The 25,206-nt window shown below is 64.8% G+C and carries 27 protein-coding genes; 10 read left to right on the plus strand and 17 right to left on the minus strand.

All coding sequences use genetic code 11. The features are described 5' to 3' along the window. Positions 1–23 precede the first annotated feature (23 nt). Both ACEWQZ_RS11665 and ACEWQZ_RS11670 read right to left on the minus strand, forming a co-directional pair. The gene (locus tag ACEWQZ_RS11665) at positions 24–368 is read right to left on the minus strand and encodes a histidine triad nucleotide-binding protein (RefSeq protein WP_476483264.1); all 345 of its coding nucleotides are present in this window, start codon (positions 366–368) and stop codon (positions 24–26) included. A gap of 23 nt (positions 369–391) precedes the next feature. Next, positions 392–1,075 carry an SDR family NAD(P)-dependent oxidoreductase gene (locus tag ACEWQZ_RS11670; protein ID WP_476483265.1) on the minus strand — a complete coding sequence of 228 codons (684 nt, stop codon included), beginning with the start codon at positions 1,073–1,075 and terminating at the stop codon, positions 392–394. Between the two features lie 138 nt (positions 1,076–1,213). On the opposite strand from ACEWQZ_RS11670, the gene ACEWQZ_RS11675 reads away from it, so the two are divergent. Beyond that, positions 1,214–1,501: an FmdB family zinc ribbon protein gene (locus tag ACEWQZ_RS11675; protein ID WP_476483266.1), complete on the plus strand. Its 288-nt coding sequence runs from the start codon at positions 1,214–1,216 to the stop codon at positions 1,499–1,501. 24 nt (positions 1,502–1,525) lie between these two features. Here ACEWQZ_RS11675 and ACEWQZ_RS11680 read toward each other — a convergent pair whose 3' ends face one another. Genes ACEWQZ_RS11680 through efp form a run of 5 tightly spaced genes read right to left on the minus strand, consistent with a single transcriptional unit; the run spans position 1,526 to position 5,680 of the window. Further along, positions 1,526–2,359: a phytoene/squalene synthase family protein gene (locus ACEWQZ_RS11680; protein ID WP_476483267.1), complete on the minus strand. Its 834-nt coding sequence runs from the start codon at positions 2,357–2,359 to the stop codon at positions 1,526–1,528. After that, positions 2,359–3,042 carry an HAD family hydrolase gene (locus ACEWQZ_RS11685; RefSeq protein WP_476483268.1) on the minus strand — a complete coding sequence of 228 codons (684 nt, stop codon included), beginning with the start codon at positions 3,040–3,042 and terminating at the stop codon, positions 2,359–2,361. The genes ACEWQZ_RS11680 and ACEWQZ_RS11685 overlap by 1 nt, the downstream gene beginning before the upstream one ends. Positions 3,043–3,046: 4 nt before the next feature. Then, a complete protein-coding gene (gene ubiG / locus ACEWQZ_RS11690) occupies positions 3,047–3,763 on the minus strand; it encodes a bifunctional 2-polyprenyl-6-hydroxyphenol methylase/3-demethylubiquinol 3-O-methyltransferase UbiG (RefSeq protein ID WP_476483269.1) in 717 nt (238 codons plus the stop codon). A 2-nt stretch (positions 3,764–3,765) separates the two neighbouring features. Further along, positions 3,766–5,106 carry a TRZ/ATZ family hydrolase gene (locus tag ACEWQZ_RS11695; RefSeq protein ID WP_476483270.1) on the minus strand — a complete coding sequence of 447 codons (1,341 nt, stop codon included), beginning with the start codon at positions 5,104–5,106 and terminating at the stop codon, positions 3,766–3,768. 4 nt (positions 5,107–5,110) lie between these two features. Continuing rightward, on the minus strand, positions 5,111–5,680 hold the full coding sequence (gene efp / locus ACEWQZ_RS11700) for an elongation factor P (protein WP_476483271.1): 570 nt from the start codon (positions 5,678–5,680) through the stop codon (positions 5,111–5,113). 78 nt (positions 5,681–5,758) lie between these two features. Between efp and epmB the strand changes: the two genes are divergently transcribed. Genes epmB through ACEWQZ_RS11730 form a run of 6 tightly spaced genes read left to right on the plus strand, consistent with a single transcriptional unit; the run spans position 5,759 to position 12,403 of the window. Further along, the gene (epmB, locus tag ACEWQZ_RS11705; protein ID WP_476483272.1) at positions 5,759–6,766 is read left to right on the plus strand and encodes an EF-P beta-lysylation protein EpmB; all 1,008 of its coding nucleotides are present in this window, start codon (positions 5,759–5,761) and stop codon (positions 6,764–6,766) included. 58 nt (positions 6,767–6,824) lie between these two features. Further along, positions 6,825–8,882, plus strand: a complete 2,058-nt coding sequence (locus ACEWQZ_RS11710; protein WP_476483273.1) for an EAL domain-containing response regulator — start codon at positions 6,825–6,827, stop codon at positions 8,880–8,882. Between the two features lie 37 nt (positions 8,883–8,919). Next, positions 8,920–9,819 (plus strand): tRNA glutamyl-Q(34) synthetase GluQRS, encoded by a 900-nt coding sequence (gene gluQRS / locus ACEWQZ_RS11715; protein WP_476483274.1) that lies wholly within the window; start codon positions 8,920–8,922, stop codon positions 9,817–9,819. Positions 9,820–9,868: 49 nt separating this feature from the next. After that, positions 9,869–10,828: an acetyl-CoA carboxylase carboxyltransferase subunit alpha gene (locus tag ACEWQZ_RS11720; RefSeq protein ID WP_476483275.1), complete on the plus strand. Its 960-nt coding sequence runs from the start codon at positions 9,869–9,871 to the stop codon at positions 10,826–10,828. Positions 10,829–10,839: 11 nt separating this feature from the next. Further along, the gene (gene tilS / locus ACEWQZ_RS11725; RefSeq protein WP_476483276.1) at positions 10,840–12,129 is read left to right on the plus strand and encodes a tRNA lysidine(34) synthetase TilS; all 1,290 of its coding nucleotides are present in this window, start codon (positions 10,840–10,842) and stop codon (positions 12,127–12,129) included. 10 nt (positions 12,130–12,139) lie between these two features. Next, positions 12,140–12,403: an exodeoxyribonuclease VII small subunit gene (locus tag ACEWQZ_RS11730; RefSeq protein ID WP_476483277.1), complete on the plus strand. Its 264-nt coding sequence runs from the start codon at positions 12,140–12,142 to the stop codon at positions 12,401–12,403. Between the two features lie 38 nt (positions 12,404–12,441). Here ACEWQZ_RS11730 and lolA read toward each other — a convergent pair whose 3' ends face one another. The 3 genes from lolA to ald form a co-directional block, all read right to left on the minus strand. Next, complete coding sequence (gene lolA / locus ACEWQZ_RS11735; RefSeq protein WP_476483278.1) at positions 12,442–13,053, minus strand: outer membrane lipoprotein periplasmic chaperone LolA; 612 nt, start codon at positions 13,051–13,053, stop codon at positions 12,442–12,444. 108 nt (positions 13,054–13,161) lie between these two features. Beyond that, a complete protein-coding gene (locus ACEWQZ_RS11740) occupies positions 13,162–15,468 on the minus strand; it encodes a DNA translocase FtsK (protein WP_476483279.1) in 2,307 nt (768 codons plus the stop codon). Between the two features lie 44 nt (positions 15,469–15,512). Next, positions 15,513–16,568 (minus strand): alanine dehydrogenase, encoded by a 1,056-nt coding sequence (gene ald / locus ACEWQZ_RS11745; RefSeq protein ID WP_476483280.1) that lies wholly within the window; start codon positions 16,566–16,568, stop codon positions 15,513–15,515. A 143-nt stretch (positions 16,569–16,711) separates the two neighbouring features. Here ald and trxB point away from each other — a divergent pair, with 143 nt between their 5' ends. Genes trxB through aat form a run of 3 tightly spaced genes read left to right on the plus strand, consistent with a single transcriptional unit; the run spans position 16,712 to position 19,519 of the window. Continuing rightward, positions 16,712–17,668: a thioredoxin-disulfide reductase gene (gene trxB / locus ACEWQZ_RS11750; RefSeq protein ID WP_476483281.1), complete on the plus strand. Its 957-nt coding sequence runs from the start codon at positions 16,712–16,714 to the stop codon at positions 17,666–17,668. Next, entirely contained in the window at positions 17,649–18,791 is a 1,143-nt protein-coding gene (locus ACEWQZ_RS11755) for a GNAT family N-acetyltransferase (protein ID WP_476483282.1), read from the plus strand. The genes trxB and ACEWQZ_RS11755 overlap by 20 nt, the downstream gene beginning before the upstream one ends. After that, complete coding sequence (gene aat / locus ACEWQZ_RS11760) at positions 18,791–19,519, plus strand: leucyl/phenylalanyl-tRNA--protein transferase (RefSeq protein WP_476483283.1); 729 nt, start codon at positions 18,791–18,793, stop codon at positions 19,517–19,519. Before ACEWQZ_RS11755 ends, aat begins: the two co-directional genes overlap by 1 nt. Here aat and ACEWQZ_RS11765 read toward each other — a convergent pair. The 7 genes from ACEWQZ_RS11765 to ACEWQZ_RS11795 all read right to left on the minus strand — a co-directional run bounded on the left by ACEWQZ_RS11765 (position 19,506) and on the right by ACEWQZ_RS11795 (position 25,155). Beyond that, positions 19,506–20,378, minus strand: coding sequence for a DUF2520 domain-containing protein (locus ACEWQZ_RS11765; RefSeq protein WP_476483284.1), 873 nt, complete (start codon positions 20,376–20,378; stop codon positions 19,506–19,508). The genes aat and ACEWQZ_RS11765 overlap by 14 nt on opposite strands. Then, positions 20,375–20,944: an SRPBCC family protein gene (locus ACEWQZ_RS11770; protein WP_476483285.1), complete on the minus strand. Its 570-nt coding sequence runs from the start codon at positions 20,942–20,944 to the stop codon at positions 20,375–20,377. The genes ACEWQZ_RS11765 and ACEWQZ_RS11770 overlap by 4 nt, the downstream gene beginning before the upstream one ends. 57 nt (positions 20,945–21,001) lie before the next feature. Then, on the minus strand, positions 21,002–21,694 hold the full coding sequence (locus tag ACEWQZ_RS11775) for a rhomboid family intramembrane serine protease (RefSeq protein ID WP_476483286.1): 693 nt from the start codon (positions 21,692–21,694) through the stop codon (positions 21,002–21,004). Further along, positions 21,694–22,461, minus strand: a complete 768-nt coding sequence (locus tag ACEWQZ_RS11780) for a lysophospholipid acyltransferase family protein (RefSeq protein WP_476483287.1) — start codon at positions 22,459–22,461, stop codon at positions 21,694–21,696. Before ACEWQZ_RS11780 ends, ACEWQZ_RS11775 begins: the two co-directional genes overlap by 1 nt. A gap of 153 nt (positions 22,462–22,614) precedes the next feature. Then, entirely contained in the window at positions 22,615–23,094 is a 480-nt protein-coding gene (locus ACEWQZ_RS11785; protein WP_476483288.1) for an Hsp20 family protein, read from the minus strand. Between the two features lie 211 nt (positions 23,095–23,305). Then, positions 23,306–23,776 carry a transcription elongation factor GreB gene (greB, locus tag ACEWQZ_RS11790; protein WP_476483497.1) on the minus strand — a complete coding sequence of 157 codons (471 nt, stop codon included), beginning with the start codon at positions 23,774–23,776 and terminating at the stop codon, positions 23,306–23,308. 2 nt (positions 23,777–23,778) lie between these two features. Beyond that, the gene (locus tag ACEWQZ_RS11795; RefSeq protein WP_476483289.1) at positions 23,779–25,155 is read right to left on the minus strand and encodes a class II fumarate hydratase; all 1,377 of its coding nucleotides are present in this window, start codon (positions 25,153–25,155) and stop codon (positions 23,779–23,781) included. Positions 25,156–25,206: the final 51 nt, after the last annotated feature.

A 25,206-nucleotide genomic window follows, 5' to 3' on the forward strand; every position in this document is an offset into this window, starting at 1 on the left:
CTTTGGAATGTCGCAACGAACCCTCAGCCGGGCGGCCACTGCATCTGGCGACCGCCAAGCAGGTGCAGGTGGATGTGATAGACCGACTGACCACCCTTGTCGTTACAGTTGAAGACCAGCCGATAACCCTCGTCTGCCAGGCCCTCGTCAGCGGCAATCTTTCTGGCCGCCAGCGTCATCCGCCCGATCAGTTCTGCGTCCTCGGGCTGCAGGTCGTTGATGGTGACGATCTTGCGCTTGGGTACGATCAGCACATGCACCGGCGCCTGCGGATTGATATCGCGAAAGGCCAGAAGTTCATCGTCCTCGTGAACGATATCGGCGGGGATCTCCCGATCGATGATTTTCATGAACAGATCGTCTGACATGATCACGGCTCCTCAAGTCTGATTCAGGGTTGATCGGCGTGTTCGACAGCCGCTACGACCTTCCGCGCTGCCGCAGCCGGGCTGGGCAGGTGCCCGGGTGAGTCCGACGGCCAGGCAGCCACCCGCAGCGGGCTGTAGAACGGTCCGGGGTCGACTGCGATCACTCGCGGCCCACCCTGTGAGCGTTCGGCCTCGAGAACGCGGACCATTTGCTTGCGCCCGGCCTGGGCGACGCCGAAGGCGGCCCAGCCTCCCGGATTTTCCAGGCTGTGGTCGTCACCGACAAAAACGATGGCCGAGCCGGCCGACATCAGCGGCGCCAGCACGGCCGTCAACATGAACGGCGCCGTCAGCGAGGTCTGCATGATTTCCAGCCACTCGCCGGGCTGCTGCTGCAGCATCGGCTGCAGGGCCTGGAAGGTGGCCGCGTTGTGAACCAGCACATCGATACGCCCGAACTCGGCCTCGATCACCTCGGCCAGGCGCTGATAATCCTCCGGAGCCGCTCCGGCCAGGTCCATCGGCATCAACGCCGGGGCCCGCCCCAGCTTGTCGCCCAGATCGTCGTGCAGGCTGTCAAGCCCACCGGCCTGGCGATCCAGGGCAATACAGTCGGCGCCTGCGGCCATCACCTGGTGGACAACCGCACTGCCCAGTGCACCGGCAGCGCCGGTCACCAGCCAGACGGCTTTGGGAGAATCTTTCATGCGTCAGTGTTCCAGTCACGATTCGGTGCAGATGAGGCATTGTCGCAGATTCCCCGCCGGCTCGGGTACCGCAACAATGTTGCCATCGTCCCTGCCACCTGACAGCCTCCGCTTGACCTGCAACGGTACAATGCGTCCATGCCGTTCTATGAATATGTCAGCATCGATCCGGACGCCGGCTGCGATTATTGCAGCCAACCGGTGACCATTCTCCAGAAGATCAGCGACCCGCCGATGCAGAAGTGCCCCTATTGCGGGCAGACCGTGCGGCGGCTGATTTCCCCGCCCAGCCTCGCCGGGCAGAATTCGCGCGCGCCGTCGAGCAGCGAGGTCGAAAGGGCCGGTTTCACCCAGTACCGCAAAATCGGCAAGGGTGTTTACGAAAAATCGGCCGGCAAGGGGCCGGACATCATCAGCTCGGACTGACGCCGCCCACCCTCGCGGGCGCCATCACACCGCCCGACGCAGCCGCCTGGCCGATCGCCAGGCCACCCAGGCATTGCCCATCTGCCCGGGCCGAACCCGCCGCTCGAGAATACGGCGCGGCTGCCGCGCAAGGGCTCGCGCCAGCCGGCGATCCAGCGCGTGCGAGATCAGCAGATGTCGCTGCCGCCAGGCAACCTTGGCCGGCGCCTGCCCAAGCGGCCCGGCCATCCGCCGCGAGCCGTCATCCAGCCAGGCCCGAATCATGCCGTCCCAGCCGCGGCTGGCGGTGCCGTTGACCACATCCTGTCGGGCGATCTGATATTCGGCCTGCAGATCCAGCGGCACGAGCCAGCGACCGGCACGCGTATCGAGGCCTGTATCGCGCACCAGCCGGACCAGATAGGCAAAGCCGCCCGCTGCCGACCAGTCCAGGGCTGTCAGATCTCCGGGTGCAATCAACTCGGCTTCCAGTTCCGCAGCCGGCCCGCCCAGGGCAGCGCAGTGCTGCCAGGCGTCTTCCAGGCTTTCAAAGCGAGGCGTGATCAGGGTGTCGACCACGCTGTTGATCAGCGGCTCGAAGCGCTCGGGAGCGAGACGGTCGGCCGCACCGCTGGCCACCAGTGCCTCGATGGCCGGATGCGCAGCACGATTGTGCAAGGCGTCGCGCCACCAGGCCAGCTTCTTCTGTCCGATATCAACGTCGCTGACGGTGTCGGGAACTGCGGCAATCTCGGAAATCACCGCGCGCAAGGCGACAATGGCGTCCTGCCAGCGCTCGGGCGCAAAAGGCAGTGACGCCGACAAGGGACTGCCCGGCCCGAGCATGCGCTGGCGACACCAGTCCATGGGGGCTTTCATCAGCTCGGCTCCGGTGCGGGCAATAGCTCGAGCAGGCCTGTTGGCGTACTGATGACGGCATCGGCCTGCCAGTCTTGCGGCTGTTCACAGGCTGGCAAATACCCCCAGGCGGCGACGACGGTGTGCGTGCCCGCGGCCGCACCGGCAACAATGTCGCGGCGATCGTCGCCGACAAAAACCGTTCGCTCCGGCCGCACGCGCAGGGCCTGACAGGCCGCCAGAACCGACTCGGGATCCGGCTTGGGACGGGTCACCTGATCGCCGGCAACCAGACAACCGAAACAATCGGACCAGCCGGCGCGCTCGACCACCGGCCCGGCAAAGCGACTGATCTTGTTGGTAACAATGCCCAGCGGAATGCCCTGCAGGGACAGGGCATCGATGAGGGCTTCGACGCCGTCGAACGGCGCCGAACGCTGCCAGCAGTTTTCAGCATAGAAGTCGAGCATGGTTTCACGTACCGCATCACGGCGGCCCGTAGTCATTTCGGACCAGCCAGGCAAGCCGGCCGCCAACAGCCCTGCAGCGCCGCGGGAAACGTGTTCGCGCAGCTGCCGATGGCTGGCCGGCGGCAGATCAAAGCCGCTGCGGACGTGGTCCAGGGCCGCCAGCAGATCGGGCGCAGAGTCGATCAGCGTCCCGTCCAGATCAAACAGAACGGCTTCGGGCATTGTCAGCGTCATCGTCTCACTCCGGCCGGACGGCGAGGACAAAGTAATTGACCCGCGGCGCGCCACCGATGCGCACGGTGCGCGAGAACGGGTTGTAGGCCATCCCGGTGATATCGAGCACCTTCAACCCGCTGCGGCGGCAGGCGCCGGCCAGCTCCTGCGGGCGAATGCAGCGATCATGACGGTGTGTGCCTCGCGGCAGCAGGCCAAGCACATATTCGGCGCCGACGATGGCCGTCGCCCAGGCCAGCGGCGAACGATTGATGGTGCTGAACAGCAAATGCCCGCCGGGCCGACAGAGCTGGGCACAGGCGGCCACGGTTTGTGCCGGATCGGGCACGTGTTCGAGCAGCTCCAGGCAGCAGACGATGTCGAAATCACCGGCCCCGGTTGCTGCCAGCGACTCGGCGGTGAGCTGCCGATAGTCGATATCGAGATCGCTTTCGGCCATGTGCAGGCGGGCCACCTCCAGCGGCCGACTGGCGGCATCAATGCCCGTTACCCTGGCACCGCGTTGCGCCAGAGCTTCGCTGAGCACGCCACCACCACAGCCGACATCGAGCACGCGCTGACCCTCCAGAGGCAGGCGCTCGGCAAGGTACTCCACCCGCGGGCCGTTGATGTCGTGCAGCGTGCGCAGTTCACCTTCCGGGTCCCACCAGCGCGCGGCCAACGCGTCGAAGCGATCGGACTCGCGCGGGTCGACGTTGTTTCCGAGGGTTTCGCTATTCATGGTCACTGTTCTCCGACGTTATCCTGATGGGCTTGCCGCAGCCGCCCGCCCCACTGCCGGGCCTGCGCCAGCACCCGCTCGGCATCGAGCGTGGTCAGCGTGCCATTTTCCAGCAATCGACGGCCTGCCACCCAGACATCGCTGACCTGTCGGCGAGACACCGCGTAGACCAGCTGTGAAATGACGTGATGGACGGGTACTGTTTCCGTTGCCGACAGATCAACCGCGACGAGATCGGCGCACTTGCCCACCTCGATGGAACCGAAGCGGTCGTCCTGGCCCAGTGCGCGGGCGCCATGAATGGTGGCCATCGACAGCGCGCGTTCGGCCGGAATGGCCTCCGGATTGCCGCTGACTCCCTTGGCCAGGAGCGCGGTCAGACGCATCTCGGCAAACATGTCCAGGCGGTTGTTGCTGGCCGCGCCATCGGTTCCGATGGCCACGTTGACGCCGGCGGCATCCAGATCGGCCACCCGGCAGATGCCGCTGGCCAGCTTGAGATTCGACGCCGGGCAGTGCAGAACGTGCACGCCGTGTCGCGCCAGCCGGGCGATATCGGCGTCATCGAGCCGGGTCATGTGAACGGCCAGCAGGCGATCGGTCAACAAGCCCAGCGAGTCCATGCGATCAAGCGGCAGCAGGCCATGCTGGTCAAGGCTCTCGCGAGCTTCCTGCGCCGTTTCCAGCAGGTGCAGGTGTACCGGAATATCCATTTCCTCGGCCAGCGTGCGCACCCGGCGGAAAGCGGCATCGCTGACGGTATACGGTGCGTGCGGGGCGAAAGCCGGCGAAACCAGCGGCAGATCGAGCAACTGCTGGTGGACCTCCAGCCCGCGGTGGAAATACTCGTCTTCGGTCTGCGCCCAGGCCGTGGGCATGGAGATGATCGGAAGACCAACAACTGCACGCATGCCGGCGCGATCGGCAGCAGCGGCGATCACGTCCGGGAAGAAGTAGCTGTCGTTGAAGCAGGTAACGCCACCGCTGAGCATTTCGGCCATGGCCAGCTCGGTGCCGGCACGCACGAACTCCGGGGCTACCCAGCGTTGCTCGGCTGGCCAGATATGGTCCTCGAGCCAGCGTGCCAGCGGCAGATCATCGGCCAGCCCGCGCAGCAGGGACATCGCGCCGTGGGTATGCATGTTGACCAGGCCCGGGATCAGCACCTGGTCGGGCAGGCGCGTGACCGTTGCCTCGTCACCCTGCTGCAGCAGCACTTCGGCCGGTTCCAGCGCCGCAATGCGGCCGTTTTCCACGCGTACGCCGTAGTTGTCGAGCACCTGCCCCTCGGGGTGAACCGGAACGATCCAGCGCGGCAGCAGGATATCGACCCCCGCGCTCACCGGCTCAGTCCTTCACTCGAGACATGTACTCGCCGCTGCGCGTATCCACCTTGATGACTTCGCCTTCCTGAACGAACAGCGGCACCCGAACGGTCGCGCCCGTCTCCAGGGTGGCCGGCTTGCCGCCGCTGCCGGAGGTGTCGCCACGCAGGCCGGGATCGGTCTCGACGATGCGCAGCTCGACGAAATTGGGCGGCAGGACCTGGATCGGTGATCCGTCCCAGAGCGTGACCTGGCACAGATCCTCTTCCTTGAGCCACTGCGCGGAATCACCCACTGCCTTTTCGTCCGCAGCCAGCTGCTCGAAAGTTTCGGGGTCCATGAAATGCCAGAACTCGCCGTCGCTGTAGAGGTACTGCACGTTCTTTTCGAACACGTCGGCGGCCTCGACCGTCTCGCCGGACTTGAAGGTTCGCTCGATGACGCGACCGGTCAACAGATTGCGTATCTTCACACGGCTGAAGGCCTGACCCTTGCCGGGCTTGACGAACTCGTTTTCGACGATGTTGCAGGGATCGCCGTTGAGAATGATCTTCAGACCGGTCTTGAATTCGTTGGTACTGTAGGTTGCCATGAGCACTCCGGATTATAATGACGCCCCGAGCAGACGGTCGGGACGACGACTTTACAGAGACATCAGCAGAACTGATCGATGAATCTCCATAGTTTAGCGCGAACGGCAGGCTCACCCAAGCCGGGCAACTGGCGTGAACAGCTGCGTGACGCCACCCGCCAACCCGCCGACCTGCTGCGCAGGCTCGACCTCGATTCAGGCGCCGAACCGACCGACAGCCGCTTTCCGATGTTCGTGCCGGAAGCTTTTATTCAGCGTATGCAGATCGGTGATCGGCGCGATCCCTTGTTGCTGCAGGTGCTGCCCGAAGCCAGCGAATCACGCGTCGTGCCGGGCTTCAGCGATGATCCGGTCGGCGACCTGGCCAGCTCGGCCGGTGCCGGCGTGCTGCACAAATACCAGGGCCGGGCGCTGCTGATCACCACCGGCGCTTGTGCCATCCACTGTCGCTACTGCTTCCGTCAGGCTTTCCCCTACACCAGCGACAACGCCGGCGGCGCGAACTGGCAACAGGCTGTCGACCACATCCGGGCTGATGAAAGCATCGAAGAAGTCATTCTTTCCGGCGGCGACCCGCTGATGCTGCCCACCCGCCGACTGCGCGAGCTGACCCGACAGCTTGCTGAGCTGAAGCACATCCGGCGCCTGCGAATCCACACGCGCCTGCCGATCATTCTGCCCGATCGCGTGACCGAGGATCTGCTCGACTGGATGGATCACCTGCCCTGGCCGGTGGTGCTGGTGGTGCACGCCAACCACGCCAACGAATTCGACGTCACCGTGGCGCACGCCATGGCGCGGTTGCGCGGGCGCGGTGTCCACCTCCTCAACCAGGCGGTGCTGCTGGCCGGCATCAACGACTCGGCTGCTGCGCTGGCCGCGCTCATGCGGCGCGGCTTCGAGGCCGGCGTGCTGCCTTACTACCTGCATTTGCTCGATCCGGTCTCGGGCGCGCAGCGCTTCGAGGTCGATCAAGCGCGGGCGCTGCCCATGATCGATACCCTCAGGCGCGAGCTTTCGGGCTATCTTGTACCCAGGCTTGTACGCGAAGTGGCCGGCGAGCCGTATAAACTGCCGGTACTTTAAACACTTGCGCGGCGGCGCTAAGATCCCTTACATCATGACGCAACATGGGCACCCCCAGATGGCCAATCAGCCGAGCGAAATACGCATTCTGACCGTTACCGACGATCCGTCCGCGCCGCGGCAGCTCGAGCAGATGCTCGGCGATGATGCCAGCGTTCGCACCCTGTTCGCTGATACCGGCAATGCGGTCTCGCGGACGTTCGAGTCCGAGTCGGTGGACATGATCATGATCAATGCCGACTCGGCCGACCTGCCCCTGCTCGAAGCCAGCGTTCGCGCCGCCCGCGATCAGGATCGCTTTGTGCCCATCGTGGCCATGATTGACGAAGAAGACAGCGACGCCGCCCGCGCCGTAGCGGCTGCCGGTGTCGAGGGCTTTGTCAGTCAGGCCGGGCTGCGGCAGCTCAAGCGCATCATCGTCTCTCAGGTGGAATCACTGCGGGCGCGCAAGGATGCCCGGCAGGCGCTGAAGAGCCTCGCCGATATCGAAGATCGCTACACACTCCTGCTCGACAGCTCCAGCGAGGCCATCGCCTATATTCACGAGGGCCTGCATATCTACGCCAACCGCGCCTATATGGAGCTGTTCGGCTTTGCCACCTTCGAAGAGCTTGAAGGGTTGTCCATGCTCGATCTGTTCTCGCCCAGCGAGGAAGTGCCGGATCTCAAGCAGGTGCTCAAGGCCATCGCCCACGACGAGCTGCCGGGTGAACCCATGCAGGTCAATGCCCAGCGTCAGGACAATTCGACATTCACGGCGGCGGTCGACTTCTCGCCGGCCCGTTACGGTGGTGAATACTGCGCGCAGATGCTGGTGCGCGAAAAGCTCACGCAGGCCGACCCGCAGCTCGAAGAAGAACTGCACAAGCTCAAGACCTCCGATCTGCTCACCGGCATGCTCAACGTTCCGGCCTTTTCGGAGTTGCTCCAGCAGACGGTCGAGAGCCGCGCCGATATCGCCGGGCTGTCGGTGCTGGCGTTTGCCCTCGACAATCACGGCGAGCTGCTCGACAAGACCGGGGTTGGCGCCACCGATGACCTGGTACGCGAGACAGCCAGATTGTTTCGCGACGTGGTCGGCGAAGATTACGCCATTGCCCGATTGCGCGACCACACCTTCGCGCTGATTGCCGACAGCAGCGACCGCAACGAGGCGGAAAAGCTGGCCAGCGACATCGTCGACAACACCTCCGGCCGCATCATCGACGTCCGCGACAACAGCCTGACGGTCTCGGCCGGCGTTGGCCTCGCCATTGCCGGCAGCGAGCTGCCGCAGCCGATTGTCCTGATCGAGCAGGCCGAATCGGCCCTCACGGAAAGCCTTCGGGCTGGCGGCAACAGCTTCGTTCGCTACCGCCCGCGCGTATCTGCCGAAGGCGACGAAGACGACGCGGCCTGGGGCGAGCGCCTGCGCCATGCGCTCGACCACGATGAGTTCAGCCTGGTGACTTCACCGATCACCAGCATGGAAGACGACGAGTTCCTGATCAGCGAAGTGGAAACCCGGCTGCGGCCGGAAGACAGTGATGAGGTCATACTGCCCTCGGTCTACATGCACATCGCCTCGCGAATCGGACTGGCCGCGCGACTCGATGCCGACATGATGGACCGCTTGCAAAGCCTGGCCGGCGAACGCAACGACGTCAACGGCCAGTGGCTGGTGCCGGTCAGCCTCGACACCATCAGCGATGAGCAGGCTTCGCTGGCATTGCTCAAGCGGCTGAGCAGCTCCGGGCTGGAGCCCGGGCGCATGATCCTGGGGTTGCGCGAGGCCGAGGTTCGGGAAAAGCTGCGTCCGGTTCAGAGCTTCATCGAGCGTTTCAGGGACAGCGGCTGCCGATTCGCGCTTTGTGACGTCGGCCCGGAAGCGCCGGTTGAAAGCCTGCTGCGCCATCTTGGCGTCGACTTCGTCCGGCTGGCGCCGGAGATGATCCAGGATCTCGGCGACAACGAGGGTCTGCGCCAGAAGCTCTCCAGCCTGGTCAGCCACGCGCGCGAAAACAACAGCCGCGTGATCGCTCCCAAGGTTGAAAACACCGGTGACCTGGCCACGCTGTGGCAGTTCGGAATCATTCTGGTGCAAGGCGAGTTCGTGCGCGAAGAAGCATCGGTATAGCCTCCGGTTTCGATACGCGTATCGCTCCGCATCCCTCATGAGCGCCGAAAAGCCTTTCTCTACAGCTTATATCGGCCGCTTTGCCCCGTCACCGACGGGCGCCTTGCATTTCGGCTCGCTGGTGGCCGCCGTTGCCAGCTACCTGCGTGCTCGCAGCCTCGCCGGACGCTGGCTGCTGCGAATCGAAGATCTCGATCCGCCGCGCGAGGTGCCGGGTGCCGCGCGGGCACAGATCAAAACACTCGCTGCCTTCGGCCTGATTCCGGACGGGCCCGTGCGCTACCAGAGCGATTGTGATCCCGCACACCGTCAGGCGCTCGCACAGCTGCTGCAAAGCGGGGCCGCTTTCCGCTGCGGCTGCAGCCGACGCCACCTGCCGCCCAACGGCATCTATCCCGGCACTTGTCGCAATGGAATACCCCCGGGCCGCGCGCCGCGCAGCGTGCGTATGCGCACCGATAACGCCGGCGTTGAATGCTTCACTGATGCGGTCCAGGGCGAATACTGCGATCATCCCGGTCGCACCGGTGGCGATTTCGTCATTCTGCGTGGCGACGGCCTCATCGCCTATCAGCTGGCGGTGGTAGTCGATGACGCCGCATCGGCCATCACCGAAGTTGTGCGCGGCGCCGACCTGATCGATTCGACACCCAAGCAGCTGCTGATCTACCACCACCTGGGGTTGACACCACCGCGGTGGCTGCACCTGCCGATCGTCACCGACAGCCGCGGCCGCAAGCTAAGCAAGTCCGACGCTGACGATCCGGTCGTCGCCCACCCGCGCGCCGAGGCGCTGCGCCTGGCGCTGCGCGCCCTTGGCCACGAACCGCCAGTCGGTGCCCGCCTGCTGGACAGCCAGCTGGACTGGGCGCTGGCGAACTTCGATCCAGGGCGCATCCCGCGCGGGCCGATCGCGGTCGGGGTTCATCCCGGGTAAAGGGAACGTTATACTCCCCGGTCAACCATGCGGTCTGCCAGAATACGGAATGAACCCCAATTATCTTGATTTCGAACAGCCCATCGCCGAACTCGAGGCCAAGATTCGCGAGCTGAGGAACGTTGGCTCCGATGTCTCGATGGATCTCGACGATGAAATCCAGCGGCTGGAACAAAAGTGCGAAGAGCGCACCAAAGCGATCTTTTCAGAGTTGAGCGACTGGCAGATTTCGCAGCTGGCTCGCCATCCACAGCGCCCCCACACCCTCGACTACGTGCCAATGGTCTTCGACCGATTCGAAGAACTGCACGGCGATCGTCACTTTGCAGATGACCACGCCATTGTCGGCGGCCCGGCCATGCTCGACGGCATGAGCATGATGCTGATCGGCCACGAGAAAGGGCGTGGCACCCGGGAGAAAGTCCGCCGCAACTTCGGCATGCCGCGGCCCGAAGGGTATCGCAAGGCCCAACGCCTGATGGAGATGGCCGCCCGCTTCGGCATGCCCATCGTCACTTTCATCGATACACCGGGCGCTTATCCAGGGGTGGGCGCAGAAGAGCGCGGCCAGTCGGAAGCCATTGCCCGCAACCTGGCGGTGATGTCGCGCCTGCCGGTGCCGATCATCTGCTTTGTCATCGGCGAAGGCGGTTCCGGCGGTGCGTTGGCCATCGGCGTGGGAGATCGCATCAGCATGCTGCAGTACAGCATCTATTCGGTCATTTCACCTGAAGGCTGCGCCTCCATTCTGTGGAAAAGCGCCGACAAGGCGGCCACCGCCGCAGAAGCGATGAGCGTGACGGCAAGCAAGCTCAGAAAACTCGAGCTGATCGACAAGATCATCAAGGAGCCGGCCGGCGGCGCGCATCGTTCACCGCATGAAGTCGCCGTCCATATCCGCGAAACGATTGCCGCACAGCTCGCACACCTGTCCGGCCAGCCGGCCGACACCCTGCTCAACGACCGCTACCAGCGCCTGATGGCATACGGAGCCTTCGAGCAAAGCTAGGCCCGACGGTGATGAGCACCGCTGAGCTGAACCCCGCCACCCTGCCCGGCCGCGGACGAATCTTTCTGGCCTACAGCGGAGGGCCCGATTCAGTCTGCCTGCTGCACCAGCTTCTGGCCACTGTGCTTGAGCGAGAACTCGTGTGCGTGCACGTCGATCACGGGCTGGATGCAGAAAGCGGCGCACGCGCCGAACGCGCCGTCGCCATCGCTGAGGAGCTGGGCTCGACCTGTCAGGTCGTTCACGCCCAGGTCGACGACGGCCCCGGGCCGGAAGCGGCCGCGCGGCTGGCCCGCTACCGCGTCCTCGATGACCTGATGGCTGCCGATGAGACCTTGCTGACGGCGCATCATGCCGACGACCAGGCTGAAACCGTGCTGCTGCGACTCATTCGCGGCGCCGGGCCGGAAGGCCTGGCCGGCATGCGGACCGTACGCCGTTTCGGTCAAGGATGGCTGGCTCGACCGCTGCTTTCCTGGCAGCGCCAGGAGATCGAGACCTACCTCGCAGATCATGCGCTGGACTGTATTCGTGATCCGGCCAATCTCTCGCCACAGTTCGATCGCAACCACCTGCGTCACCACGTTCTGCCCATGCTGCGCAAGCGCTGGCCTGCCGTTGACCAATCGCTGCGCCGCAGCGCGCGCCTGTGTCGTGGGGCCGCGGCCACGCTTGCCCGGCAGATCGACCTTGATCTTGACCGGGCCGGCAACAGCTCTCACTGTCTGCAGCTGGATCAGCTGGCCGACAACAGCGAATATTACCTGGCGCAGATCATCCGGGCCTGGTGCATCCGGCTCGGCTCGCAGCCGCCACCCGGTCGTCGGCTGGATTCCTTCCTGCGCCAGATCAAGCAAGCGCGCACCGACCGCTGCCCGGAGCTGCGCTGGAATGAAGCCGTTCTGCGCCTCTGGCGTAACCGGCTGTGGTTTGCATCCGGCTGCCCCGAGTGCACGGACTGGTACCTGAGCTGGAACGGACAGACCGCGCTGCAGCTGCCCGAGGGGCTGGGTCAGCTCGAGCTTGCCGGAGCGATTGCCGAACCTCTGAATCTGCGGGTACGCAGCGGTCAGGACGGCGATTCACTGCGCCCCGCCGGCGACGCCCATCAGCGCGAGTGCAAGCGCCTGCTGGCCGCGGCCGGCGTCCCGCCATGGCAACGCCGATCGTGGCCGCGATTGCTGCACCGCGATGAACTGGTCGCGCTCGGAGACCGCTGGCAGACCGCCCGATTCCGGGAGCTGCTTGCGCAAAGGGGGCAGTCTCTGATCTGGACGCCAGGCAAGAACCGGCTGGGTTAAACTGATTGTCATGAGCAAAAAGAAAACCAGCAAGAGCGCCGCCAGCGATCACAAGCCGGACTTCGAGCACACCCTCGATGAGCTGGAAAACCTGGTCGAAGCGCTGGAGTCAGGGGAGCTGAGCCTGTCCGACTCGCTTGAGCGCTTCAAGCGCGGTGTCGAACTGTCCCGGCACTGCCACGACATGCTTGCCCAGGCGCGACAGTCGGTGGAGATCCTCACGCAGCCCGACGAGGAAACCTCGGCCCGCGCCTTCGCGCCCCCGGAGTCTTGACGGCCCGGCAGGCTGCCGGATCGAGCTCGGCCGGGTGATCAATAGCCTTCGAGCACGTCCACGCCTTCAGGCACGGAAAACTCGAACCGCCCGGAATCAAGCTCGGGGTTGCGCTCGAGGTCGAACAGGCGCAGGCGCGTCAGCTGGCCGAATTCGTCCTCCAGCTCCAGCTCCTGCGGCAGCCCGTCCCGGAAGTGCAGCCGCCCCTGGACGATATCGCTTTCAGACTCCAGCGGCGCGAACGCGATGACGTCCCCGGCCGCGTCCGTCACTTGATAAAAGCGGTCCAGGAGCTCGGGCCGGGTGAGCACCAGCAGCGGCGACTCGGCAGCAGGCGGCTGTTCTCTGACCGTGACCTGCTCGAGCGCGACGTCGTAGTACCACAGCTGCTCGCCGTCAGCGACGATTTCCTGCGGGAAAGGTGCGTCATAGCTCCAGCGGAAGCGATCGGGGCGGGAGAAGTACAGCTTGCCCGACGATTCCTCGGTCACCCGCCCGTCGGCATCAATGGTGATCTGCTCGAAGCGGCCCGAAAGCGTTTCCAGGTCATCGGCAAACGCATCGAGCTGCGCGCGACCATCCTGTGCCTGTGGCGCTGTTCCCGCCGCAGCCACGGCCATCAGCATTGCAACCAGCCATTCCATGATCATTGGGCATCACTTCCTTTGCCAAACGTTGTCGATGTCAGTCTGACGATTGGCGCCTGAACCGCAACTGACTGCGGCAGTAGCGAAGCCGGCAGATCGGCGGCGCCAGGCTCAATCGCGCGGCGGCGGCTTGGGCGCCAGCACCTCGCGCTGGCCATTGTGCTCCGGCGGGCTGACCACGCCCTGCGCTTCCATGTCCTCGATCATGCGGGCCGCGCGGTTGTAGCCGATTCGCAGGTGGCGCTGCACGCTCGAGATCGAGGCGCGCCGGCTTTCCAGCACATAGGCCACGCCCTTGTCGTAGAGCTCGTCTTCGGAGTCTCCGCTGCCGGCTTCAGGCAGGCCGGTGGCCCCGATCTGCTGGCCATCGGCCATGGTCTGGGTGTCGGACAACACTTCATCGAGATAGTCCGCCGGCCCCTGCTGCATCAGCGACTCGACCACGGCATGCACCTCGTGGTCGTCCACGAAAGCGCCGTGAATGCGCTCGGGCAGGCCGGAGCCAGGCGGCAGGTACAGCATGTCGCCGTGGCCCAACAGCTGCTCTGCCCCCTGCTGATCCAGAATGGTGCGCGAATCGACCCGTGAAGACACCTGAAAGGCCATGCGTGTGGGAATATTGGCCTTGATCAGGCCGGTGATCACGTCAACCGAGGGCCGCTGGGTAGCGAGAATCAGGTGGATGCCCGAAGCGCGTGCCTTCTGTGCCAGCCGCGCGATGAGCTGTTCGATCTTCTTGCCGACGATCATCATCATGTCGGCAAACTCATCGACCACCACGACGATGTAAGGCAGGGCTTCCAGAACGGGCTTGGCCTCCCCTTCGGCAAGCTCGGAAGGATCAACCAGCGGGTCGGGAAGGGGCTGGCCCTTTTCGGCCGCCTCCCGGACCTTGCGGTTATAGCCCGCCAGGTTACGTACCCCCACCGAGGCCATCAGTTTGTAGCGACGCTCCATCTCGGCGACGCACCAGCGCAGGGCGTTGGAGGCGTCCTTCATGTCGGTGACCACCGGCGTGAGCAGATGTTGAATCCCCTCATAAACCGACAGCTCCAGCATCTTGGGGTCGATCATGATCAGGCGCACCTGGTCGGGCGTGGCCTTGTAGAGCAGGCTCAGGATCATGGCGTTGATGGCCACCGACTTGCCCGAGCCGGTCGTACCGGCAACCAGCAGATGCGGCATGCGCGACAGATCGGCCACCATGGGCTTGCCCGAGATGCTCTTGCCCAGGCCCAGGGTCAGCGGTGAGCTCGAGCGGGCATAGGCTTCGGAATCCAGGATTTCGCGCAGGAAAACGATTTCCCGGTTCTGGTTCGGAATTTCCAGGCCAATGACGCTCTTGCCCGGAATCACATCGACCACGCGTACTGAAATCACGCTCAGGCCGCGCGCAAGATCCTTCGACAGGTTCGATACCTGGGCGCCCTTCACTCCCGGCGCCGGCTGCAGCTCGAAGCGGGTGATCACCGGCCCGGGATGGACCGCGACCACCTCGACCTCGACGCCGAAGTCGGCCAGTTTCAGCTCGACCTGTCGGCTCATCGCCTTGAGGGCCTCTTCGGAATAGCCGGCGCGCTTGGAGGGTGGCTCGTCGAGCAGCTCCAGCGGCGGCAGTTCACCCGGCGACAGATTCTTGAACAACGGCTGCTGCCGGGCCTTTTTCTCGCGGCGCTTGCTTGCCTTGGGCTCCACGCGCGGCTCGATGCGCACCTCCTTGCGCGCCTTGCGCTTGACCGAATCGCGCTTGCGCACCTCGTCACGCTGTGCCCGCGCGCGGCGCCCGGCGAACCAGTCCCGTCCCTGTGCCACCCGGCCGATGGACCAGGTGCAGGCGTGCAGGGCAAAACGCCCGGTGCGATCGACGACGTCAATCCACGACAGGCCGGTAAACAGGGTGATGCCGCCCAGAAACACGCTCAGGCTGATGAGCACGCCGCCGGTCAGGCCGAGGGTCGCCTGCATCGGTGCTGAAAGCACATCACCGATCACCCCGCCGCCGGGGCCGGCATCGACCGCGCCGGCCTGCAAGGACAACAGCATGCAGCCGGTGAGTACGGCCAGCAGCAGGCCGGCCGTGCGCACCGACCACTCGGCAAGACCGGCCGGCTCTCCGCGCTCGGACAGCACCCGAAAACCGGCAAATCCGATCAGCACCGGCGCCGCATAGGCCATATAGCCAAACAGCACCAGGAACAGATCAGCCAGCCAGGCACCAAACGCGCCCCCCAGATTTTCCACCCGGGAATCGGCAGCCGACCGCGACCAGCCGGGGTCGGACGGATCATGGCTGACCAGGCACAGCAGGAGATAGACGGCGGCCACGACGATGAGGAGAAACAGCGCCTCCGACAGGCGCCGCTTCATCGCCAGCGCGGACGCATCGACCTTGTCGCTCTTGTTGGCCCGCCGACTCACATCTCACCCTGCATCAGGTTTGCTTCGCAATGCGCTGATTGTGCTCACTTAAGTGCCGGATGGACAAGCTCGCCAGCGCGCACGTTCACTCCGCGTGACAGCGCTTCGACCCGCTCCCACTCCGGCCCGGCCATGTGCTGGACATAGGGCAGGATGGTGGCCGAAAGCGCCTGGCTGGCCGTGCGCGGCACCGCACCGGGCATGTTGGTGACAGAAAAATGCGTCACGCCATCGACCTGGTAGGTCGAATCGGCGTAGGTCGTCGGGCGACTGGTTTCGATACAGCCGCCCTGGTCGATCGAGATATCCACGACCACCGCGCCCTCGTCCATCGACGCAATCATTTCACGGGTAACCACATGCGGCGCACGCTGACCGGTGACCAGCACAGCGCCAATAACGAGATCGGCATCGGCGACGTAATCGGCCACGGTTTCGCCATAGGGATAGAGCGCAGTCACGTTGGAGCCAATGGCCATCATCTCCGCCAGGCGATCCTGACGCTTGTCGAAAACGGTCACGCGGGCGCCAGAAGCTGCTGCCAGGCGGGCGGAATTGCCGCCCGCAGCGCCGGCGCCAAGCACCACGACATGACCACGGTCGGCCGCCGGGATGCCGCCCAGAAGAACGCCGCTTCCGCCCTCGGGCTGATGCAGCAGATGGGTGCCCACCTGCACGCCGATCCGCCCGGCGATATTGCTCATCGGCGCCAGCAACGGCAGCGAGCCATCGGCCTCCTCGACGGTTTCGAAGGCCACCCCGGTCAGGCCGATTGCCAGCAGGCGCTCGGTCAGCGCGGGCTCGGCCGCCAGGTGCAGATAGCAAAACAGCAGGTGGTCGGAGCGCAGATGCTCGAGATCACCCTCGATCGGCTCCTTGACCTTGACGATCAGCGTGGCGCGATCGTAGAGCGCCTTGGCGTCGGGCAACACCTCGACACCGACCTGCTGGAAGTCCGCATCGGAAAACCCGCTTTTTTCGCCGGCACCTGCCTCGATGAACACTTCGTGCCCGGCCTGAACCAAATCACCGCAGGCCGCTGGCACCAGGGCCACCCGCCCTTCCAGGGTCTTGATCTCGCGGGGAATTCCGATGCGCATCTTTGTTACTCCTTGAAAACTGCCAGAATGAAACAGGCGATCAACAACCCGGGAGGCTGCCGGTCGACCCACCTTGGATTGAGCCTGGGGCGACCACAGATTAATGGCTTCACCATGCCCGGCCCCAAACGGAGAAATTATACATGTCCGACCCCCGACATTTCCGCCTGCTGATCCTCGGCTCCGGCCCTGGCGGCTATACCGCGGCGATCTATGCTGCCCGCGCCAACCTGGCGCCCGCCGTGATCACCGGCATCGAACAAGGTGGGCAGCTGACCACCACCACCGACGTGGAAAACTGGCCCGGCAGCTACCCCGGACTGCAGGGGCCGGAACTGATGCAGAACATGGGCGCGCATGCCGAGGCCTTCGACACGGAAATCGTGTTCGACCACATCCACACCGCCGACCTGTCGAAAAAACCCTATCGTCTCGAGGGCGACAGCGGTGTCTACACCTGCGATGCCCTGATCATCGCCACCGGCGCCTCGGCGCGCTATCTGGGTCTGCCCTCCGAAGAAGCCTACAAGGGCCGCGGCGTATCGGCCTGCGCGACCTGTGACGGCTTTTTCTATCGCGGCAAGCCGGTCGCCGTCATCGGCGGCGGCAACACCGCCGTCGAAGAAGCGCTGTATCTGGCCAATATCGCCAGCAAGGTCATCCTGGTTCACCGCCGCGACGAGCTGCGCGCCGAGAAGATCCTGCAGGAGCGGCTGTTCCAGCAGGAGGCCGAGGGCAAGATCGAGATCCGCTGGAACCACGTGCTCGACGAGGTGCTCGGCGACGACGACGGCGTGACCGGCATGCGTCTGAAGCACGTCGCGACCGAGGAAACGAGCGATATCGAGCTCGAGGGCGTGTTCATCGCCATCGGCCACGACCCCAACACCGGTATCTTCAAGGGCCAGCTCGACATGACCGACGGCTACATCCACATCCACAGCGGTCAGGACGGCATGGCCACGGCCACATCCATACCCGGAGTGTTTGCCGCCGGCGACGTCGCTGATCATGTCTACCGCCAGGCAGTCACGTCGGCCGGTTTCGGCTGCATGGCCGCGCTGGATGCCGAGCGCTATCTTGCCGAGCTGGAGGTCTGAGCCGCTGCAGGAGACTCCCTTCTCCGATTACCGACAGGCGAGCTGGAACGGGCTGTGCGAGGCGACCGGCCCGTTCGTCGACTGGCGCTTTCTGGTCAGCGCCGAAGAGGCCGGCTGCACCGGTGGCGTGACCGGCTGGCAGCCCTTCGCGCTGTCGGCGACGCTGGGCGACGACATCATGTGCGCGGCACCGGCCTGGCTCAAGGCTCATTCCCACGGCGAGTTCGTCTTCGACTTCGCCTGGGCGCAGGCATCTGAGCAGGCCGGCATGCCCTGGTACCCCAAGCTGCTGGTGGCCGCACCTTTCACCCCGGTGACCGGCCCGCGCCTGCTTGGCGCCGCAACCCGGCCGCAGACCGCGCTCGAGCTGGTGCACAACATCGAAGCCATCGTCGAAGAACAGCAGCTGTGGTCGGCCGGCGTCAACTTCTGCGACGCGCACGATGCGGCCGTGCTGCGCGAAGCCGGCTGGCTGGAGCGCTTCGACTGGCAGTATCACTGGCGCAACGACGGCTACCGGGACTTCGACGACTTCCTCTCTCGACTGCGCCGCAAGCCGCGCAAGAACATTCGCGCTGAACGCCGACGGGTTCATGCCGAGGGCTGGCGTTTCCGCTGGGCCAATGGCAACACCCTGTCGACGGCCGAACTCGACCTGGTCGACCGCTGTTACCAGACCACGTTTGCCGTGTACGGCAACCTGCCCTCGCTCAACCGCGCATTCTTCGACCGCGCGGCGAGCCGCTTCGGCGACCGGTTTCTGGTCTGCATTGCCGAGCGCGGCGGCGAGGATCTGGCCTGCGCGGTGTTCTGGCGCGACGAATCGCGGCTGTACGGTCGTTACTGGGGCAGCCTGGTGGAAACGCGTGACGTCCACTTCGAGACCTGCTACTACCAGGGCATTGATTACTGTATTGCCACCGGTCTGGAATGGTTCGAGCCTGGCGCCCAGGGTGAACACAAGATCCGGCGCGGCTTCCTGCCGCAAAGAACGCGCTCGTTCCATTACATTCGCCACCCGGAGCTGCGCGCGGGCGTGCGCCGCTGGCTGGCCGCAGAAGGCGAGCATCTGGCACGCCGCCGCGAACTGCTCGATGAACTCGACCCCTTCAAGGCCGACTGATGCAGTCGCCGATACCGCAGCTGGGCGCGTCACCCGACAGCCCTTTCCCCGATCCTGCCGCGGCGCGCGGAGAAGACGGCCTGCTCGCCTGGGGCGGCGACCTGCATCCCGAGCGGCTGCTCAATGCCTACGCCCACGGCATCTTCCCCTGGTACGAGGCGCCCGGACCCCTGCTGTGGTGGTCACCCGAACCGCGCGCGGTTCTGCTGCCCGAGGCGATGCATCTGTCCAGACGCTTCCGGCGAACGCTCCGGCAGGGGCGATTCAGCGTGCATGCCGACAGCGCCTTCGACCAGGTCACCGCCGCCTGCGCCGAAGCCAGAGGCGACGATCAGGGCGGCACCTGGATCACACCGGAAATGCAGCGCGCGTACGGTCGCCTTCACCGGCTCGGCTACGCCCACAGCATCGAGATCCGCAGCGAGGACGGCGAGCTGATCGGCGGGCTCTACGGCGTGGCGCTGGGGCGCATCTTCTTTGCCGAATCCAAATTCCACCGCCGGCGAGATGCCTCCAAGATTGCGCTCGCCGTGCTGATGCGCGCGCTGTCGCAGTGGAATTTCCTGCTGTGCGACTGCCAGCTCTGGAACCCGCACCTCGAACGCCTGGGCGTGACCATGCTTTCCGGAGAGCTGTTCCGGGCCGCCATTGCGCGCGGCGTTCCCGAACCCCCCGCGGTCGACGACTGGTCAACGGCCATCGGCCGGCTGGATTTCAGTCGCTGGTAGCGGAAAACAGCTGGTCGAGCGTCGGGTCGTCGGCCTGCTCGCCGCGCTTTTCACGCGCCAGCGCCAGGGTGGCCCGGCCGAGTCGGAAAAACAGCTGGGCCTGTTCGGCGTCCAGCCCGGCCGCCGCCGCAGCCAGCCGACGACAGGCGGCTGCATCCGCGCGCTCGATCGGACCGGTCAGCGCTTCTCGCGGCGAGCGCTCGCGCAGGCTCTCGAGCGTGCCCTGCTGCAAGTCGCACAGCACTTCGGCGGCCTGAGCTTCGGACAAGCCGGCCAGCTCGGCAAGGTTTCGGGCCAGACCCTGAATGGTGACCAGAAAGTTGCTGGCCGCCACGGTGGCGGCGTGCCAGGCCGCCTTGTCGCGCGCAGCGAAAGCCAGCCAACGGCCGCCGGCGGCCTCGAATACCGGTCGCAGACGATCCAGAGCCGTTGATTCGCCCTCGGCGACGCACCAGGTGCCGGCAAAGCGAGCCGCCGCCGACTCGGGGTCGGCGAAGGCCCGGACCGGGTGCACCGCGGCATGCGGCACACCGACGCCTACCAGGGCGGTGGCTTCTACCGATCCGGACAGATGAAAGATCAGTTCGGGCGCGGCCGAACCGGGCCATTCGAGCTGACCGCTGCGAGCGGCCAGCACACCGTCGGGCAGTCCGAGCATGACCCAGCCACCGGCAATGCGTTCGTCCAGCCGCAGCGCGGGCTCACCGCCATCGAGAAAACGTGCTGCCTCTCGAGCGCTCTCGAGGCTGCGATTGACCACCAGACCGGGCGTGACCTGCCCGGTGCCGATCAGCCGGCGGGCGACAGCCCGTGCGGCGCGGCCGCAGCCGAGCACATGCAGGGCCGGCACGCTGCTCATGACCGCCAATCGATCTCGTCAGACAGCTCGGGAACGCGTCCGGGGCTGCGCGACAGGTATTCGTCCAACCGTTCCAGCCCATCGCGATAGTCGCGGCCGATCAGGCCCGGCAGCATCAAGCCGACATAGCGCCCGACCAGATCAAGGGCGCCAAACTCGATTTGCATTCCCCAGCGAATGGTTTGCCCGCCCGGACCGGCCACCACCTCAAACCAGCTGTCGGCCTCGTTACCGGTCAGCTCGAGCTGCATGTCGATACGGCGCGGCGGATCGACCGCAACGATCCACAGCCGGCTGGGCCGAGCCTCGGGCGTTTCATTCCAGACCAGCGTCGCCCCGACCCCTTTGGCCGGCCCCTCGAGTCGCCATTCGATGTCGCGATCCGCGGCCAGCCAGGGCACCCACTGCGTGAAGTGGCGCAGGTCGGTCAGCGTCTCGAAAATGACCTCCGGGGAATGATGGACTACCCGCTCGCGCTCGATCTGCACCGTCGTTGGCAGTAGAAAACCGATGATCACCAGGACCACGATCAGCGCCAGAAGCATGCCGAACAGTCTTCTGATCATGTTCTGGGTCTCCTGCTGGTCAACGCGTTTTCATTCAAGACACTCAACCATGGCGCATCAGGGCCAGCGCCGATCATGCCCGCCATTGCTCTGATCATCCTCGAAGTCGCTCTCGGGCTCATCCTCCAACTCCCAATCGTAGCGTCTTATCGGCGGCAGGTCATGTCTGCGGAACATGAAGGCCATGACCACGCCCATGAGCATGCCGCTGGCATGCAATTCCCAGCTGGAACCCGCATCAAGCGGCAGCACGCCCCAGACCATTGACCCGTAAAGAAACCAGATCAGCAGAGAAACGCCCACCGAACGCAGATCACGCTTGAGAATGCCAGAAACGAACACGAAGGCCAGAATGCCGTAAACCAGGCCGCTGGCACCGATATGGAGATTGGCGCGGGCAAAGATCCAGGCAAAGGCCGCGCTACCCAGGTAGAGCACAGGCAGTACCCGAAGCGCGGAATTCGGGTAGAGAAACAACAGGGCGGTACCTCCGACCAACAACGGCAGCGTATTGGAGGCGATATGCCCCAGATGCGCATGCAGCAACGGCGTGGTCAACAGGCCGATCAAGCCGGCGGGGTCGCGCGGGCGCAGTCCGAAACGCCCCAGATCCAGGCCGGTGAGGAGATCGAAAAGGAATACCGCCCACATCAGTGCCACGAAACCGCCGGTCAGACGTACGGCAAGCCAGAGGTTGGCCTGTGCTCGCGGCGAACCGGTGTAGTCAGGATCCGGCTGGCGAAAGCGCATCAGGACGCGTCGCCCTGCGGCAGCGCGCTGGCCACTGCGGCCTGACAGCGGCGACGCAGGTCGCCAACGTTGCCAGTCCCAAGCCCCGCGGTTTCCAGCGGCGAATGCACTACGATGCGAACCCGGCCGGGACGAAGACGCAGGCTTTTTGCCGGCAGCACGGCGCGGGTATTGACCACGGTGACGGGCAGCACCGGCAGCTGCTGGTCCACGGCCACGCGGAATGCGCCGGCCTTGAACGGCAGAAGCTTGCCAGAACGGCTGCGCGTACCTTCAGCAAAGAACATCAGCCCGGTGCCCTGATCAAGCCGGCCCACCGCGCGCTTGATGGCCTTTCTGGCCTGCTCGGGGTTGGCGCGGTCGATGAACACGTGGCCGATGGCACGACAACCGGCCGCCATGAAGGGAATGCGACCGAGTTCGGCCTTGGCCACCCAACGCAGATCCAGGCCGATCCAGCCATATATGACCGGAATGTCGAACTGGCTCTGATGGTTGGCGACCACGACATAGCTTTGTTCAGGATCGATCCGATCGAACCCTTCGACCTCGACGCGTACCGGCACCAGCCAGGTCAGCAAACGTCCCCAGGTCACCGCAATCCACAGGTTGGCCAGACGCGGCGAAATCACAACGGCCACCGGCACGGCCAGAATCCCGCCGATCAAGGTCAGCAGCACGACCAGCGGCACGTAGACAAGCCACTGATAAAGCGAATACAAAAAAAGCCAGGCGGGTGGGCGACTCTTGGGCGGTGAGGTTGTCATGCGCGCTGCTTGTCTGCGTCGATGGATGAGATTGATTTTCGCAGATCCGTCACGGTCGCATGCCACTGAACGATAAAAAGGGGCGCCCTCGGGCGCCCCTGTTGCACTGTGTTGTTGTCTTCAGCTGCGCTGTCGCCTGGTGCAGGCGACCGGTCAGGCAGCCCTGGTCGATGCCTTGTCGCCGCTTTCGATCACGCGGGATTCGCCGCTGCCGATTTCGATTCTGCGCGGCTTCATCCGCTCGGGCAGCTCACGCTTGAGCTCGATGTGCAGCAGGCCGTTTTCCAGATCGGCACCGGCCACCTTGACGTGATCGGCCAACTGGAAGCGGCGTTCGAAGCTGCGATTGGCAATACCGCGGTACAGGAAGGCACGCTCGTCGCTGTCTTCCTTTTCGGGCTCGGCCTTGCTGCCGGAGATCGTCAGCGTGTTCTGCTCGGAAACAATATCGAGCTCGTCATCCGAGAAGCCCGCCACCGCCATGGTGATGCGATAGCGATCCTCGCCCAGAGATTCGATGTTGTAAGGCGGGTAACCGTTGCTGTCGACGCGCTGCGCGTTGGACAACATGTCAGCCATGCGATCAAAGCCAATGGCCGTGCGGTACAGGGGTGAAAGATCAAATGTCGTCATTACCGTATCCTCCTTGAGAAGCAATCGGTGTTGTCATTTATTGCCCGCCTGCATCAGGCCGGGCCGGATGAGACCCCTTGCGGCGATCTCATGGAAAGATATAGGTGCTAAGCGACGCGTTTTCAAGGGCCTTGTCAAACCGGGCGCAATGGCGATTGCGGCCGGGTTGGGGAAAGCCGCGAGCGCATCCTCCCGGGCGGGCACCGAAACATCAGTATTCGACGTCGACCACCTCGAGCACGCGCTCGCCGGTCGGCGTGCGCACGCTGACCTCCTCGTCCACGGCCCGGCCCAGAAGCGCTCGGGCAACGGGTGAGTCCACCGAGATCCAGCCCTGGCCGGCATCGGTCTCGTCGGCCCCGACAATGCGGTAACACACCTCGCTGCCGTCGGTTTCGGCCAGGGTGACCGTGGCGCCGAAAAACACCTTGCCGGGGTTGTCCGCCCGCGGCGGCACGGGGCGAACCTCATCGAGGCGCTTGCGCAGATAGCGCACGCGCCGATCGATCTCGCGAAGCTGCTTCTTGCGATAGATGTATTCGGCGTTTTCCGAGCGATCGCCCTCGGCAGCTGCGGCCGTCACCGCCCGCGTGACCGCAGGGCGCTTCTTCTCCCACAGGTACTTGAGCTCGTCCTGCAGCGCTCGATGACCCGCTGGCGTGATGTGCGGACTGCGAGCCAGGGCTACAACCCTCCACGCGTGAGCTTGACCGGATCGAGCAGCTTCTCGAGCTCTTCGCGCGACAGATCGGTCATCTCGGCAGCGACATCGAGAATCGGCCGGCCCTCGGCATAGGCTTTCTTGGCCGCGGCCGCACCCTTTTCATAGCCGATGACCGGGTTGAGCGCGGTCACCAGGATGGGGTTGCGCGCCAGCGCCTTTTCAAGGTTGTCTTCGCGCACCGTGAACGTGGCGACGGCGCGATCGGCGAACAGCCGTGCGGCGTTGCCGAGGATTTCCAGGCTGTCGAGCAGGCCTGCGGCAACCACCGGCAGCATGACGTTGAGCTGAAAATTGCCGGATTGCCCGGCAACGGTGATTGTGCTGTCATTGCCGATCACGCGGGCACACACCATGCCGATGGCTTCGGGAATCACCGGATTGACTTTGCCCGGCATGATCGAAGAGCCCGGCTGCAGGGCTTCGAGCTCGATTTCCCCGAGACCGGCCAGCGGTCCGGAGTTCATCCAGCGCAGATCATTGCTGATTTTCAAAAGCGCCACCGCCAGGCCCTTGAGCTGGCCCGAAAGCTCGACCGCCGCGTCCTGGCTGGCAATGCCCTCGAACTTGTTGTCGGCCGAGGCAAACTCGAAACCCGTGGACTTGGCCAGGCGGGCGGCAAAGCGGTGGCCGAACTCCGGATGAGCATTGATTCCGGTGCCCACGGCAGTGCCACCCTGAGGCAGATAGCGGCAGCGCGAGAGCGCGTCGCGAATGCGTCGCTCGGCTCCGTCGATCTGAACCGCCCAGGTGGCCAGCTCCTGGCCCAGCGTCACCGGCATGGCATCCATCAAGTGAGTGCGCCCGGTCTTGGCCACCTGCGAGAACTCGTCGGCGCGTTGGCGCAACACCTTTTGCAAGTGCTGCAGGGCCGGCAGCAGATGTTCGCTGGTCAGCAAACAGGCGCTGACCTGAATCGTGGTGGGGATCACATCGTTGGAGCTTTGCCCCATGTTGACGTGATCGTTGGGGTGAATTCCCAACTCGCCCTTCGGGTCGGCCAGGTGCGCGATCACCTCGTTGGCGTTCATGTTCGAGCTGGTACCCGAGCCGGTCTGATAGACGTCGATCGGGAAATGTTCGTCGACCTCGTTGGCCGCCACCCGCCCGGCGGCCCGCACGATGGCCCGACTGCGGTCGGCATCGAGCAGCTCCAGCGCTTCGTTGGCCTCGGCGCAGGCGGCCTTGACCAGGCCCAGCGCCCGGATGAAGGCCGCCGGCATGCGCTGACCGCTGATCGGGAAATTGTTCACGGCGCGCTGGGTCTGCGCCCCCCAGAGAGCATCGGCGGGCACCTGAAGCTCGCCCATGCTGTCTTTTTCGATACGAAAATCACTCATTGCGTGGTAGTCCAGTGTCAGACAGAGCCAAGCCCCTGATTATAACGCCGT

The sequence above is a fragment of the Wenzhouxiangella sp. YN1 genome (genome assembly GCF_056324145.1).

Bases quoted from the DNA above. Each gene is read 5' to 3' on its own strand.
- ACEWQZ_RS11710 (WP_476483273.1), top strand. From the start codon at position 6,825: ATGGCCAATCAGCCGAGCGAAATACGCATTCTGACCGTTACCGACGAT.
- ACEWQZ_RS11730 (WP_476483277.1), top strand. From the start codon at position 12,140: ATGAGCAAAAAGAAAACCAGCAAGAGCGCCGCCAGCGATCACAAGCCG.
- ACEWQZ_RS11720 (WP_476483275.1), top strand. From the start codon at position 9,869: ATGAACCCCAATTATCTTGATTTCGAACAGCCCATCGCCGAACTCGAG.
- ald (WP_476483280.1), bottom strand. From the start codon at position 16,568: ATGCGCATCGGAATTCCCCGCGAGATCAAGACCCTGGAAGGGCGGGTG.
- ACEWQZ_RS11670 (WP_476483265.1), bottom strand. From the start codon at position 1,075: ATGAAAGATTCTCCCAAAGCCGTCTGGCTGGTGACCGGCGCTGCCGGT.
- ACEWQZ_RS11780 (WP_476483287.1), bottom strand. From the start codon at position 22,461: ATGACAACCTCACCGCCCAAGAGTCGCCCACCCGCCTGGCTTTTTTTG.
- efp (WP_476483271.1), bottom strand. From the start codon at position 5,680: ATGGCAACCTACAGTACCAACGAATTCAAGACCGGTCTGAAGATCATT.
- ACEWQZ_RS11785 (WP_476483288.1), bottom strand. From the start codon at position 23,094: ATGACGACATTTGATCTTTCACCCCTGTACCGCACGGCCATTGGCTTT.
- ubiG (WP_476483269.1), bottom strand. From the start codon at position 3,763: ATGAATAGCGAAACCCTCGGAAACAACGTCGACCCGCGCGAGTCCGAT.
- ACEWQZ_RS11680 (WP_476483267.1), bottom strand. From the start codon at position 2,359: ATGAAAGCCCCCATGGACTGGTGTCGCCAGCGCATGCTCGGGCCGGGC.
- ACEWQZ_RS11775 (WP_476483286.1), bottom strand. From the start codon at position 21,694: ATGCGCTTTCGCCAGCCGGATCCTGACTACACCGGTTCGCCGCGAGCA.
- aat (WP_476483283.1), top strand. From the start codon at position 18,791: ATGCAGTCGCCGATACCGCAGCTGGGCGCGTCACCCGACAGCCCTTTC.
- ACEWQZ_RS11765 (WP_476483284.1), bottom strand. From the start codon at position 20,378: ATGAGCAGCGTGCCGGCCCTGCATGTGCTCGGCTGCGGCCGCGCCGCA.
- ACEWQZ_RS11770 (WP_476483285.1), bottom strand. From the start codon at position 20,944: ATGATCAGAAGACTGTTCGGCATGCTTCTGGCGCTGATCGTGGTCCTG.
- ACEWQZ_RS11675 (WP_476483266.1), top strand. From the start codon at position 1,214: ATGCCGTTCTATGAATATGTCAGCATCGATCCGGACGCCGGCTGCGAT.
- trxB (WP_476483281.1), top strand. From the start codon at position 16,712: ATGTCCGACCCCCGACATTTCCGCCTGCTGATCCTCGGCTCCGGCCCT.
- lolA (WP_476483278.1), bottom strand. From the start codon at position 13,053: ATGATCATGGAATGGCTGGTTGCAATGCTGATGGCCGTGGCTGCGGCG.
- ACEWQZ_RS11795 (WP_476483289.1), bottom strand. From the start codon at position 25,155: ATGAGTGATTTTCGTATCGAAAAAGACAGCATGGGCGAGCTTCAGGTG.
- ACEWQZ_RS11665 (WP_476483264.1), bottom strand. From the start codon at position 368: ATGTCAGACGATCTGTTCATGAAAATCATCGATCGGGAGATCCCCGCC.
- ACEWQZ_RS11685 (WP_476483268.1), bottom strand. From the start codon at position 3,042: ATGACGCTGACAATGCCCGAAGCCGTTCTGTTTGATCTGGACGGGACG.
- epmB (WP_476483272.1), top strand. From the start codon at position 5,759: ATGAATCTCCATAGTTTAGCGCGAACGGCAGGCTCACCCAAGCCGGGC.
- tilS (WP_476483276.1), top strand. From the start codon at position 10,840: ATGAGCACCGCTGAGCTGAACCCCGCCACCCTGCCCGGCCGCGGACGA.
- gluQRS (WP_476483274.1), top strand. From the start codon at position 8,920: ATGAGCGCCGAAAAGCCTTTCTCTACAGCTTATATCGGCCGCTTTGCC.